Source organism: Pseudomonas zhanjiangensis, assembly GCF_041027545.1.
GTDB classification, from domain to species: Bacteria; Pseudomonadota; Gammaproteobacteria; order Pseudomonadales; family Pseudomonadaceae; genus Aquipseudomonas; species Aquipseudomonas zhanjiangensis.
The window spans coordinates 44,362-57,272 of sequence record NZ_JBFTEG010000011.1 but is presented as its reverse complement, the minus strand read 5'-3'; the positions used below and the strand labels follow the sequence as shown (position 1 = coordinate 57,272).

General features: G+C 64.7%; 13 protein-coding genes. 2 read left to right on the top strand and 11 right to left on the bottom strand.

Features of this window, described 5'->3' with window-relative positions; genetic code table 11:
- Positions 1–132: 132 nt before the first annotated feature.
- From AB5S05_RS14375 to AB5S05_RS14340, 8 genes are all read right to left on the bottom strand, one after another.
- Positions 133–603, bottom strand: coding sequence for a hypothetical protein (locus AB5S05_RS14375; protein WP_369288209.1), 471 nt, complete (start codon positions 601–603; stop codon positions 133–135).
- Positions 604–674: 71 nt separating this feature from the next.
- Positions 675–1,325, bottom strand: coding sequence for a hypothetical protein (locus AB5S05_RS14370; RefSeq protein ID WP_369288208.1), 651 nt, complete (start codon positions 1,323–1,325; stop codon positions 675–677).
- On the bottom strand, positions 1,322–1,918 hold the full coding sequence (locus AB5S05_RS14365; protein WP_369288207.1) for an RNA polymerase sigma factor: 597 nt from the start codon (positions 1,916–1,918) through the stop codon (positions 1,322–1,324). The genes AB5S05_RS14370 and AB5S05_RS14365 overlap by 4 nt, the downstream gene beginning before the upstream one ends.
- 2 nt (positions 1,919–1,920) lie before the next feature.
- Positions 1,921–3,648 (bottom strand): vWA domain-containing protein, encoded by a 1,728-nt coding sequence (locus AB5S05_RS14360; RefSeq protein WP_369288206.1) that lies wholly within the window; start codon positions 3,646–3,648, stop codon positions 1,921–1,923.
- 83 nt (positions 3,649–3,731) lie between these two features.
- On the bottom strand, positions 3,732–5,171 hold the full coding sequence (locus AB5S05_RS14355) for an aminotransferase-like domain-containing protein (RefSeq protein WP_369288205.1): 1,440 nt from the start codon (positions 5,169–5,171) through the stop codon (positions 3,732–3,734).
- 299 nt (positions 5,172–5,470) lie between these two features.
- Positions 5,471–6,286 carry an OmpA family protein gene (locus tag AB5S05_RS14350; RefSeq protein ID WP_369288204.1) on the bottom strand — a complete coding sequence of 272 codons (816 nt, stop codon included), beginning with the start codon at positions 6,284–6,286 and terminating at the stop codon, positions 5,471–5,473.
- Positions 6,283–6,636 (bottom strand): DUF4398 domain-containing protein, encoded by a 354-nt coding sequence (locus AB5S05_RS14345; protein WP_369288203.1) that lies wholly within the window; start codon positions 6,634–6,636, stop codon positions 6,283–6,285. The genes AB5S05_RS14350 and AB5S05_RS14345 overlap by 4 nt, the downstream gene beginning before the upstream one ends.
- Before the next feature lie 9 nt (positions 6,637–6,645).
- Positions 6,646–7,470 (bottom strand): substrate-binding periplasmic protein, encoded by an 825-nt coding sequence (locus tag AB5S05_RS14340; RefSeq protein WP_369288202.1) that lies wholly within the window; start codon positions 7,468–7,470, stop codon positions 6,646–6,648.
- A 113-nt stretch (positions 7,471–7,583) separates the two neighbouring features.
- On the opposite strand from AB5S05_RS14340, the gene AB5S05_RS14335 reads away from it, so the two are divergent.
- Positions 7,584–8,525, top strand: a complete 942-nt coding sequence (locus AB5S05_RS14335) for an alpha/beta fold hydrolase (protein ID WP_369288201.1) — start codon at positions 7,584–7,586, stop codon at positions 8,523–8,525.
- 70 nt (positions 8,526–8,595) lie between these two features.
- Here AB5S05_RS14335 and AB5S05_RS14330 read toward each other — a convergent pair whose 3' ends face one another.
- Together AB5S05_RS14330 and AB5S05_RS14325 are read right to left on the bottom strand one after the other, a co-directional pair.
- Positions 8,596–9,525: an electron transfer flavoprotein subunit alpha/FixB family protein gene (locus AB5S05_RS14330; protein ID WP_369288200.1), complete on the bottom strand. Its 930-nt coding sequence runs from the start codon at positions 9,523–9,525 to the stop codon at positions 8,596–8,598.
- Positions 9,525–10,274, bottom strand: a complete 750-nt coding sequence (locus AB5S05_RS14325; protein WP_369288199.1) for an electron transfer flavoprotein subunit beta/FixA family protein — start codon at positions 10,272–10,274, stop codon at positions 9,525–9,527. Before AB5S05_RS14325 ends, AB5S05_RS14330 begins: the two co-directional genes overlap by 1 nt.
- A 320-nt stretch (positions 10,275–10,594) precedes the next feature.
- Between AB5S05_RS14325 and AB5S05_RS14320 the strand changes: the two genes are divergently transcribed.
- Positions 10,595–12,259, top strand: a complete 1,665-nt coding sequence (locus AB5S05_RS14320; protein WP_369288198.1) for an electron transfer flavoprotein-ubiquinone oxidoreductase — start codon at positions 10,595–10,597, stop codon at positions 12,257–12,259.
- Between the two features lie 74 nt (positions 12,260–12,333).
- Here the strand turns inward: AB5S05_RS14320 and AB5S05_RS14315 are convergent, their stop codons facing one another.
- Positions 12,334–12,903, bottom strand: a complete 570-nt coding sequence (locus AB5S05_RS14315) for a DUF1285 domain-containing protein (protein WP_369288197.1) — start codon at positions 12,901–12,903, stop codon at positions 12,334–12,336.
- Between the last annotated feature and the right edge of the window lie 8 nt (positions 12,904–12,911).

Below are 12,911 nucleotides of genomic sequence, written 5' to 3'. Positions count from 1 at the left end.
GCGCCGGGCGCGCAACCGCGAGAGCGGCCCTGGACGGACAACGAGTGCAACGAGTGCCTCGGGCAGTTGCCGGCCGGGGGCGCGCCGCGCTCTGGCCGCCAAGGAGGCGTCAGCGCTCGCCCATCTGGATCGTCAGCGCTTGAACTCGAACTGCAGCTCGGCGCCGTCCAGCGAATCCCAGTAATCCTCCTCGCCCTCGTTGTTGATCAAGCGGCCACTGAGTTGGAATGGCTCGACCTGCGCCTGCTCGGCCTCGAACATCGGCGGCAACAGCGGCGCGGGCGCCACGCCGCTGTCGGCGCTACCAGCCGACTCAATCAGCTCGGGCGGCAGGCTGAGGTCCAGCTGGGGCCTGGGCGCTTGCGCAATCGCGACCTCGTCCGCCGCGACTTCAGGCTTGGCCGAGGGAGCGGCCGCCTTGACCGCAGGCCGCGGCGAGGAAGCGGGAGCAGGAGCAGGGCTGAGCACAACGGGGCGATCCACCACCACCGTCGCCGCAGCGGGTTCCACCTGCTCCTCGACCTTGACCGGTTCCACCTTGGACTCGCAAGCGCTCAACAGCGGTATCAGCAGGGCGAGGGACAGGTAGCGGCTCGAAGTCATGATGAGGCTGAAAACAGGAGGCAGATGGCGCCTATGCTGGCGTGCCCAGGGTCGCCTGACAAGTCGGAATTTCAGTCGGCGACCGCTGCCTCGTCCTGCTCGCGCAGCTGCTGCAACCGCTGCTCCAGATCCAGCTGCGGATAGCGTTGCTGCAACCCGCGCAAGCGCTCGGCGGCCTGTTGCTGTTGTCCGCTATCGCGCAGTGCCTGGATCTGGCGCAAGGCGGCGCGCAGTGCCTCTGGCGGCGGCGCCGCGCCGCCCTTGGCCCGCGCCGGCGAGGCGGCTGCGACCTCCGGGGCCTCGGCCTGTTGCGCCATCTCGGCGGCGTCGGCCATCACCTCGATGCCCCTTTCGCTCAAGCGGGCGGCCTCGCCCTTGGCGTTGTTCTGCGCCACGGGGGCAGCGACCGGGGCAGCGGGTAGCGAACGCTCGTAGAGCGGTTCGACGCTGCGCAAGCTCAGGCTCAGGCCAAGGCCAAGGCCCAGCAGGGCAACGCTGCCCAAGGCCAGGCGCCAGCGCAGCGGGACGGCGGCGCCGGCCAGCCAGGCCTGCAGCCACGCTCGCAGCCGGGCGATGAGGCCTGGCCGTGCCGCCTGTGGCCTGCTGGCCGCCGCGAGAATCCGTGCGTCCAGCGCAGCCGAGGGCTCATCGCGCTGGTGCTCGCGAAAGTGCTCGAGCAGTTGCTGCTCGTCGACCGGGGATGACGGGTGCCGTTCTTTCATGGGGATACCTCTTCGGCGGCGGGGTCGGCCAGCAACCGGCGCAGCTTGTGCAACGCATAGCGCAGGCGGCTCTTCACCGTTTCCGCCGGTGTGCGGGTCAACGCGGCGATCTCGTGCAACTGCAGGTCGCCGTGGGCACGCAGCAGAAAGACCTCGCGCTGCTCGGCCGGCAGCTCGTCCAACGCCGCGCGCAGGCGCTGCCGGTCCCGGCTCAGGCCGAGCAATTGCTCGGGATTGGCCTCGGCCACGACCGGTGCATGGCGCTGCTCGTCGAATGCGTCCTGCAGCCCTTCACGCCGCCCGTGCTTGCGCCAATTATCGATCAGCCGGTTGCGCGCGATCTGGTACAGCCAGGTCTTGAACAGCAAGGCCTCGCGTGGCACGGAATCGCTGCGGATCAGGCTCAGCCAGGTGTCCTGGAAGACTTCTTCGGCCAGCGCCGGGTCGCCGCACAGGCCGCAGAGAAAACGGTAGAGGCCCAGGCGGTGACGCCCGTAGAGCAACGCAAAGGCCTCGGCGTCGCCCTGCCGATAGCGCCGCAACAGCGCGGCGTCTTCTTCATCTGACAAGGGCGCAACGCGATCGGCAGTCACACTCAGTCGTCCCTGGCGGCAGTTGATCGGGAATCGGGCCTGGCAGTTTGCAGGCTGCGGGCCAGTTCGACCAGCTGGATGAACTCGCCGCGCAGGCCGAAGCGGTCTTCGCCCTTGCCGCTGCGCGCCAGTTCGGCGCTTGCCGAAAGGTCGAAGTCACCCAGGTACTGCCCACCGCCGAGCTGCTGGGCGAAGGCCGCCACGGCCGCGGCGAAACGCAGGTCTTCGCTGGCCTCGGCGATGGCCGGCACGGCTGACGAGGCCCGGATCGGTCGCTCCAACAAGCGGCTGCGCGACTCCTGCGGCGCCTTGTAGCGGATGCGCAGCCAGGCCAGTTCGTCCCGCTTGCCCGCCGCACCAACTGCAGGCGAGACCGCGGTCCGATAGCGCAGCGGCTCCAGCCATCCCTCGCGCCCCACCGGCACTATCTCGTAGAGGGCCGTGACGCTGTGGCCGGCGCCGATCTCGCCGGCATCGACCCTATCGTTGCGAAAATCCTCGGGGCGCAGGGCACGGTTCTCGTAGCCGAGCAGACGATATTCGCTGACCTGGGCCGGATTGAACTCGATCTGCAGCTTCACGTCCCTGGCCACGGTCGCCAGGGTCGAGTTCAACTGCGCAACCAGCACCTTGTGCGCCTCGCGCAGGTTGTCGATGTAGGCGTAGTTGCCGTCGCCGGCATCGGCCAGCTGCTCCATCAGCCGCTCGTTGTAGTTGCCCGTGCCGAAGCCCAGGGTGGTCAGGGAGATGCCCGTGCGGCGCTTATCCGCCGCCAGCGCCTTGAGTGAGTCGAAATCACTGACACCCACATTGAAGTCGCCATCGGTGGCGAGCAGGATGCGGTTGATGCCGTCTTCGACGAAGCCCTGCTCGGCCTGCCGGTAGGCCAGCTGAATGCCCGATTCGCCGGCGGTCGAGCCACCCGCCCGCAGCTGCTCGATGGCCGCGCGGATCCTGGCTTTTTCGCTGCCCGCGGTGGGCACTAGCACCACCCGCGCCTGGCCGGCGTAGACCACCAGCGACACCCGATCCTGGGCGCGCAGCTGTTCGACCAGCAGCTTCAGGCTCGCCTGCACCAGGGGCAGCCCCTCGCGGCGATCCATCGAGCCGGACACATCCACCAGGAACACCAGATTGGCCGGCGGCAGCGCCGCCAGCGAAGTATCGGCCGCCTGGATGGCGATGCGCAGCAGGCGACTCTGCGGGTTCCACGGCGTCAGCGCCAATTCGGTAGCGACACCGAACGGCGCCTCACCCTCCGGTTGCGGATAGGCGTAGGAAAAGTAGTTGACCATCTCCTCCAGGCGCACCGCCGCGGCCGGCGGCAACTGGCCCTGGTTGAGCAGGCGGCGGACATTGGCGTAGCTGCCGGTATCGACGTCGATGCTGAAGGTCGAAACCGGCGCCTTGGCTACCACCTGCACCGGGTTGGCTGCCAGCCCTTGGTACTGCTCGCGGCTCTCCTCGCGATAGCCAGGCAGCAGAGCGTCGGCCGGTGCTGCCGCCGGCAGCACCGGGCTCGTCTGCGCCGGACTCGTATCGCCCGTCAGTTCGACCTTTTTCTCGCGTGGCGACTGCCTGGCATGATCGGCGGCCAGCCGCTCCTGCGCCTGAACCGGTGCCTTTGACTGCGGCGGCTGCGAGACATTGCAGGCTACCAGGGCCAGCAACAGGCTGGCGGCCAAGCCATGCAGCAGCGCTTGCGGGGGGAACGCGAAAATCCTCGACATACTGTCTCTCCTCGGGGCGAAGAACCTCTTCGCCCAGGTAGACGCAGTGCACGCCCCATTCGGGTTAAGCGCGGCGAGAATCTTCAGACCGGGCTGGCGGCCTCCTGGCACAGCTGGCTGGCCAGCATGCCCAGGGTCATCAGCGCTCGCTCGGCCTCGCGATTCCAGGGGATGCCGCAGTTCAGGCGGATGCAGTGGTTGAACTGCTCGGTGTTGCTGAAGATCAGCCCCGGCGCGATGCTGATGCCCTGCTGCAGCGCGCGTATGTGCAGGTCCTTGGTGTTGACCCGGGCCGGCAGGCTGACCCAGAGAATGAAGCCGCCCTTGGGTCGGGTGATCTGGGTGCCTTCGGGGAAGTACTGCTGCACCGCCAGCTGGAAGGCACTGAGGTTCTTGCGGTACTCCTGGCGGATATAGCGCAGGTGGCGATCGTAGCCGCCGTTCTCCAGGTACGCGGCCACCGCCATCTGGGTCACGCTGCAGGCCGAATGAGTGCTGAAGGTCTGCAGGCGCTGGATTTCGTCCTGGTACTTGCCGGCAATGATCCAGCCGATACGGACACCGGGCGAGAGGGTCTTGGAGAAGCTCGAGCAGTACAGCACCCGGCCCTCGCGGTCATGGGACTTAAGCGCCTTGATCGGCCCCTGCTCGAACATCAGCTCGCCGTAGATGTCGTCCTCGACGATCTGGATATCGAAATCCGAGGCCAGGCGCAGCAACTGGCGCTGGCGGTCCTCGGGAATGGTGCCGCCGAGCGGATTGCTCAGCCGCGCGGTCAGCACCAGCGCCTTGATCGGCCACTGGCTGGCGGCCAGCTGCAGCGCCTCCAGGCTGATGCCGGTGGTCGGATCGCTGGGGATCTCGATGACCTTCAGGCCGAGCAGATCGGCCAGCTGCAGCAGGCCATAGTAGGTCGGCGATTCGGCGGCAATCAGGTCGCCGGGCTTGGTCAGCACCCGCAGCGACATCTGCAGGGCATCGACGCAGCCGTGGGTGATCACCACTTCCGAAGGGTCGACCACCACGCCGGCGTCGCGCATGCGGATCGCCACCTGGCGGCGCAGCGGTTCGAACCCCGGGCTGAACATGTAGCTGAAAGCCCGCGCACTATGAAAGCGGGTGACCTTGGCCAGCTGCTGATGCAGGGCCCGCACCGGCAGGTATTCCACGTGGGGCACCGCTGCGCCCAGGGGAAACACGCCCTCGCGGCGCGACTCGGTGAGCACCTGGTTGATGATGCTGCTGCGGGTCACCAGGCTGGGGCGCTCCACCCTGGCGATATCCGGGGTCGGCGCGGTCAGCGCCGGGGTCTGGTGGACATAGAAGCCCGACTGCGGGCGAGCCCGAATCAGGCCCTGGTCTTCCAGGTTGGCGTAGGCCTGCAGGACGGTGGCATGACTGACGTTGAGCTGCGAACTCATCTTGCGCACCGAGGGCACCCGCTCCCCCGGCTGGTAGACACCGCGGCGGATATCTTCCGCCAGTTGCTGGGCGATGCGTTGATAAAGCAACAGATTGGTCATGGCCGCCTTTTCCCACAGTACTGAACCGTAACAGTAACCCGACTCGCCGAAAGTGAACCGGTACAGCTCCCCTGATTGTGGACGATACAGTGCCCCCATACCAGAGACTGTATTGGTTCAATTAATAGGAAGCCGAACTGTTATAGCGTGATTCGCGCAGTCGTTGCCACGCAGGCAGCGGGACAACCAGCGCGCACCGAGCAGGTTCACCGGCAGAGGTCCTGGATCCTGCCCCATGGCGATCACCCACGAAAAAGCCCCGGCGCCTGAGGCAGCCGGGGCTCTTTGGTGGAGCCGATTCAGCGGCTGGCGCCCAGGCGCCCCTGCTCGTCGGAGAAGACGATCTCGACCCGACGATTCTGCGCGCGCCCCCTGGCCGAGGCGTTCTCCGCCACGGGAAAGTCCTCGCCATAGCCTTGCACCTCGATACGCTTGGCATCGATACCCAGATCGATCAGGACATCGGCCACCGTCTGCGCCCGCGCCCGCGACAGTTCCAGGTTGCCCTGCCGGTCGCCACGGCTGTCGGTGTAACCCTCGATGCGCACCACCCGCTGCGGGTTGAGCTGGAGAAACTGCACCAGCTTGAGCACGGTACGGTTGGCCGCCGTCCTGAGATCGGCGCGGCCGGCGTCGAACAGCACATCGCCCAGGGTCATGACCAGTCCGCGCTCGGTGGCAGTGGTCGACAGGCTGACAAGCTGCTCCTCCAGCCACTGGCTCTGCTCCTGAATGCTCAGCAGCTTGGCCTCCCGCAGCCCCAGCTGCAGGCGCTGAAGTTCCAGGCCCAGCTTGGCCGCGCGCTCCTGATTGAGCAGCAGACGGCTCTTCTGCTCGGCAATATCGCTGTAGCGCTGACTCAGGTAGGCGTAGTGAGCCACATCGTCGGCGCTGCCCCAGTAGCTCGACAAGCTGTCGGCGCGCGCCAGGGACTCGCCGGCGCGAATCAGATCCTTGGGCGCACTGCGCAATACCGCCGGATCCTCCTTGAGCGCCTGATACCGGGTACGGGCGGCCTCGAGCGCGCCATCATCTGCTCGCTGCGGGGCTGCGCAACCACTGAGCAGCAGCGCCAGCAGGGCGCCGGCGGTCATGCATTGCCGCGACGCACTCATTGCAGCTCTCCCAGTTGCTTGCGCAGACGATCGATCCGGTTGTTCAAATCGAGCAGTTGCGCCTGGCTCTTTTCACTCAGGACCCGTGCCTCGGCCAGACGCGCATCCAGTTCGGCCTGTTCGGCGAGCAGGCGCGCCTGCTTGAATTCCTCGTCGCTCATGGCGGCCTGGGCCTGCGCCAGTTTGTCCTCGGCCAGCTTCAGTTCGGCGATCTGCTCATGAGCGCCAACCGCTTTGGCTTGCGTCAGGGCCTGGTCGGCCAGACGCAGTTGCTCGACCGGCGCCGGATCGCTGGCGCAACCAGACAGGGCGAGCAGGCTCAGCCCGATACACAAGGTTCGATTGATCACTGGATTGTCCTACTGCTTCGGGGCGTTGGCGGGCTGCAGTTGCTGCTCCTTCCAGAGCTGCAGGTTGCGCTCCAGCAAGGTTTCCGCCAGGTCGGTTGCGGCCAATTCTGTCATCTTTTTCGCCAGCTGTCCGCGCAGCCAGGCATCGTTGCAGGCCGAGTTATGCGACAGGGCCAGATATAGGCCTTCACTGTCGATGGTTGGGCTCAAGGCCAGCAGGTCGTTCTGCAGCCCCAGGGTATAGGCCTGGGCGAACGCCGGCTCGCGCTCGTGCACCAGGTAGTCGATCTCACCGAGCATCAGCTTCTGCAGCAACTGACTCAGCTTGTCACCTCGCTGCAGGTTCAGGTTGGCTTTGGCGTACTCATCGAACGCCTGACCGAGGTCGTCGCTGACGACAGCCCCGCGGCGATCGCGCAGGTCGGCCCACTCGATATAGGGAAAACTTGCGATATTACGCACCAGGACCACCTTGGCGCGACTGAACAGCGAGGGATGGATATAGTCCATCGTCTCCAGGCCAGGCAAGGTCAGGGCAGCGCCCGCCAACAGGTCGATACGCCCGGCGCGTACCTCCTCCGCCGCCTTGTCCCAGCTGCGGCTGGCCAGCACATCGATGCGCACCCCCAATTCCTTGCCCAGCAGAGCCAGCAGATCTGCCTGGGCGCCGAGCAGCTGCTGTGGGTTTTGCGGATCGCGCCACATGAACGGCGGATAATCCGGATGCCCGGTGGCGACCAGGCGCTCGCACTTGCCCACCGCCGTGGCCAGGCCAGGCATGCTGAACAAGACAAGCGACAACAGCAGGTATCTGAGGAAATAACGGTCAAACATTGAAAGGGTCTCGACTAGACAAATGGCCGGGCACACAGAGCGTCCGCACGCCAAAGTTGTACTTCATGCTAGCGTAGCGGCAACGCAATAATAATTCGCGATAAGGATATGCCATGAAAAAACTACTGCTCGCCATATTCCTGCTCATCGGCGTCTCAGCCACCGCGCTTTATCTCAGCCCCGGGGCGCAATTCACTGGTTTGCAGTGGTTGGGACGGCAGGTTGCCGGACTATCCAATGAGCAGACAGAAGTGGCCGATCTTAGCATTCATTACTACCGCGGCGGCCCGACCAATGGCGAAACCCTCCTGATGATCCACGGTTTCGCCGCCGACAAGGACAACTGGCTGCGCTTCGCCCGGCACTTCACCGAGCGCTACGACGTGATCGCCATCGACCTGCCCGGCTTCGGCGACAGCAGTCGGCCCGAGGGCAGCAGCTACGACGTCGGCACCCAGGTCGAGCGCATCGCCGCATTTACCCAGGCGCTGAAGATCGACAAGCTGCATCTGCTCGGCAACTCCATGGGCGGCCATATCGCCGCCCTCTACGCCGCGCGCTACCCGCGGCAGGTACTGAGCCTGGGACTGCTCGCCAATGCCGGCATCAGCGCACCGCAAAAAAGCGAGCTGCTGAGCCGTCTCGAGCAGAACAGGAGCAATCCGCTGCTGGTTAATAGCACCGAGGACTTTGAGCGCCTGCTGGATTTAGTCTTTGTCGAGGTACCGCCACTGCCCGCCGCGCTGAAGACTTACCTGGCCGAGCGAGCCATTGCCCGGCATGCCCACCATCGGCGGATATTCCGCCAACTGGTCGAGCGCTACATTCCCCTGGAGCCGGAACTGCCGAAGGTCCAAGCGCCGACTCTGCTGCTCTGGGGCGATCGCGATCGCGTGCTGGATGCGTCCAGTATCGCGGTCATGCGCCCACTGCTGTCACAGCCGAGCGTGGTGCTGATGAAAGACTGCGGCCACGCGCCGATGATCGAACGGCCGCAGGAAACCGCCCTGCACTATCAGGCATTCCTCGACAAGATCGCCACCTCGGGCAGCTAGAGAGACCGCCGCGCCAACAACAAAAAACCCGCTCGATGAGCGGGTTCTTTGTGGATCGATAAAGACCGGTTTACACCAGCTTCTCCAGCTCCGGGATGGCTTCGAACAGGTCGGCAACCAGGCCGTAGTCGGCCACCTGGAAGATCGGCGCCTCCTCGTCCTTATTGATCGCGACGATCACCTTGGAGTCCTTCATGCCCGCCAGGTGCTGGATCGCACCGCTGATACCGACGGCGATGTACAGCTGCGGGGCGACGATCTTGCCGGTCTGGCCGACCTGCATGTCGTTGGGCACGAAACCGGCGTCGACCGCGGCGCGCGAGGCGCCAACGGCGGCGCCGAGCTTGTCGGCCAGAGCGTACAGGTGCTTGAAGTTGTCGCCATTCTGCATGCCGCGGCCGCCGGACACGACGATCTTGGCAGCGGTCAGCTCCGGACGGTCGGACTTGGCCAGCTCTTCGCCGACGAACGCCGAGATGCCGGCGTCGCCGCCAACGGTCACGGCTTCAACGGCTGCGGAACCGCCCTCGGCAGCCACAGGGTCGAAACCGGTGGCACGCACGGTGATCACCTTCACGGCAGCGCTGGACTGCACGGTGGCGATGGCGTTACCGGCGTAGATCGGCCGCTTGAAGGTGTCGGCACTTTCTACCGCGATGATCTCGGAGATCTGATCGACGTCCAGCTGAGCGGCAACGCGCGGCAGGATGTTCTTGCCGTTGCTGGTGGCGGCAGCCAGGATGTGGCTGTAGCCCTTGCCCAGCTCCGCTACCAGCGGTGCGACGTTCTCCGGCAGCTGATGGGCGAAGGCGGCGTTGTCGGCCACCAGCACCTTGGACACGCCCTCGACCTTGGCCGCGGCTTCTGCGGCAGGAGCGCAGTCGGCACCGGCGACCAGTACGTGGATATCGCCACCGATGGCTTTGGCGGCGGCTACGGTGTTCAGGGTGGCAGCAGCCAGGGCAGCGTTAGTGTGTTCTGCAACAACCAAGATAGTCATTAGATTACCTTCGCCTCGTTCTTCAATTTCTCGACCAGTTCAGCCACGGACTTGACCTTGATGCCGGCCTGGCGGGTCGCCGGGGCTTCGACTTTCAGGGTCTTGACCGTGGAGGCGGTGGCAACGCCGAGGGCGTCCGGGGTAACCACTTCCAACGGCTTCTTCTTGGCCTTCATGATGTTCGGCAGCGACGCGTAGCGCGGCTCGTTCAGGCGCAGGTCGGTGGTGACGATCGCCGGCAGATTCAGGGCAACGGTTTGCAGACCGCCGTCGATCTCACGGGTCACATTGACCTTGTCGCCAGCGACTTCGACCTGGGAGGCGAAGGTGCCTTGTGCGTAACCGCTGAGGGCGGCGAGCATCTGACCGGTCTGGTTGTTGTCGCTGTCGATGGCCTGCTTGCCCATGATCACCAGCTGCGGCTGCTCCTTGTCGACCACGGCCTTGAGCAGCTTGGCCACGGCCAGGGAGTTCAGCTCGTCAGCGGACTCGACCAGAATGGCACGATCGGCGCCCAGCGCCAGCGCGGTGCGCAGCTGCTCCTGAGCAGCAGTCGGGCCGATCGAGACGACGACGATCTCGCTGGCAACGCCCTTCTCTTTCAGGCGCACGGCTTCTTCCACGGCGATTTCGCAGAAGGGGTTCATCGACATCTTGACGTTGGCAAGATCAACGCCGCTGTTGTCCGCCTTGACGCGAACCTTGACGTTGTAGTCGACCACTCGTTTGACAGCTACAAGAACCTTCATGGATTCCTCGTTACTCTCCGGTGAATAAGGATGTCGCCAAAGCGAACATGGCGGGTGATGCCAGTCGGCCGGAACCGACCTTCAGCCCAGACGGCGAGCGCAAAACCGCCCGTATCTTGACCGCACGATCTAGCCCGGTCAATACAGCGGGCGACCAATCGGCCGTGCTGATGTAGTAAGATTCTACCAGCCCTACAGAAAATTCAAACAAACGTTTGTATTGGATCGAACCCGCCTGCTAGATATAATGCGCCCGCACCACCCGGGGAACGAGCCTGATCGTCAAATAAAACTAGAGAGCCTTGAGTAGGAGATAGCCTGTGGAACGCGAATTTATGGAGTTCGACGTCGTCATTGTCGGCGCCGGCCCTGCTGGTTTGTCCGCCGCCTGCCGACTGAAACAGAAAGCCGCCGAAGCGGGTAAAGAAATCAGCGTCTGCGTGGTCGAGAAAGGCTCGGAAGTTGGCGCTCACATTCTCTCCGGGGCGGTCTTCGAACCGCGCGCCCTGAACGAGCTGTTTCCCGACTGGAAAGAGCTGGGTGCGCCGCTGAACACCCCGGTCAAGCGCGACGATATTTACCTGCTCAAGAACGCCGAAAAGGCCAGCCGCATTCCTGACCTGTTCGTGCCCAAGACCATGCACAACCAGGGCAACTACATCATCTCCCTGGGCAACCTGTGCCGCTGGCTGGCCCAGCAGGCAGAAAACCTGGGCGTGGAAATCTACCCGGGCTTCGCCGCTCAGGAAGCGCTGATCGACGAGCAAGGCGTGGTGCGTGGCATCGTCACCGGCGACCTGGGCGTCGATCGCGAAGGCAACCCGAAGGAAGGCTACTACACGCCGGGCATGGAACTGCGCGCCAAGTACACCCTCTTTGCCGAGGGCTGCCGTGGCCATATCGGCAAACAGCTGATCCAGAAATTCAACCTGGACAGCGAGGCCGACGCCCAGCACTACGGCATCGGTATCAAGGAAATCTGGGACGTCGACCCGGCCAAGCACGAGCAGGGCCTGGTCGTGCACACCGCCGGCTGGCCGCTGTCGCTGGTCGACAGCGAAAATACCGGCGGCTCCTTCCTCTATCACTTGGAGAACAACCAGGTGGTGGTCGGCCTGATCGTCGACCTGTCCTACAGCAACCCGCACCTGTCGCCGTTCGACGAGTTCCAGCGCTACAAGCATCACCCGGTGATTGCCCAGTACCTGGAAGGCGGCAAGCGCGTGGCCTACGGCGCCCGAGCCATCTGCAAGGGCGGCCTCAACTCGCTGCCGAAGATGGTGTTCAATGGCGGCGCACTGATCGGTTGCGACCTCGGCACCCTCAACTTCGCCAAGATCAAGGGCAGCCACACCGCCATGAAGTCCGGCATGCTCGCCGCCGAGGCCGTGGCCGACGCGCTGTTTGCCGGCAAGGAAGGCGGCGACCAGCTGACCGGCTATGTCGACGCCTTCAAGGCCAGCTGGCTGTATGACGAACTGTTCCGCAGCCGCAACTTCGGCGCGGCTATCCACAAGTTCGGCGTGCTGGGTGGCGGCGCGTTCAACTACATCGATCAGAACCTGTTCGCAGGCAAGATCCCGTTCACCCTGCACGACACCAAGCCGGACTATGCCTGCCTGAAACTGGCCAGCGAAGCGAAGAAGATCGACTACCCGAAACCCGACGGCAAGCTCAGCTTCGACAAGCTCAGCTCGGTATTCCTCTCCAACACCAACCACGAAGAGGAGCAACCCTGCCACCTCAAGCTCACCGACCCGAGCATCCCGCTGACCAAGAACCTGCCGCTCTACGACGAGCCCGCGCAGCGTTACTGCCCGGCAGGCGTGTACGAGGTGGTGACCCAGGAGGACGGCGAGAAGCGCTTCCAGATCAATGCGCAGAACTGCGTGCATTGCAAGACCTGCGACATCAAGGATCCGGCCCAGAACATCAACTGGGTGGCGCCGGAAGGCACTGGCGGGCCGAACTACCCCAATATGTAATAACGACAAAAAGGCTCCCTCGGGAGCCTTTTTTCATGACTGCAATCACCCGGCCGCTCGCGGGTGGCCGAACGCTATTCGGGCTGGGGCGCGATCGGAAAGAACACCCCGGCGCTCCACACCCCCAGCCAGACCCGACCGTCGATCTCTCGCGGAACCGCCAGTTCGACCAGCTGGTAGAACTGATTGCGGTGGATCAGCGCCTCCAGGTTGCTGCGCACCCGAACATAGGGCGACGGCTCTTCGGTCTGCTCGTCGAGCGCAAAGCGCAGGGGGTGCTCGGCGCCGGCCGTCACCCTGTCTTCTACATTGGTGGTGAAATGCAGCACCTGCGCCTCGCCCTCGCCCGTCACCTGCAGGGAGACCGCGACGAAGGGCGCATCATCCACGCGGATCCCGACCTTCTCCACTGGGGTGACCAGGAAATAATCATCGCCATCACGCCGGATAATGGTCGAGAACAGCCGGACCATTGCCGGCCGACCGATCGGTGTGCCCATGTAGAACCAGCCACCATCGCGGGCGATGCGCATGTCGATGTCGCCGCAGAACGCCGGGTTCCATAGATGCACCGGCGGCAGCCCCTTTGCCGCGTCCGTGGGAATCTGCGCCAGCAGGTCGCCGGCCTTGCCAGGGTCACTCATAACCTCTC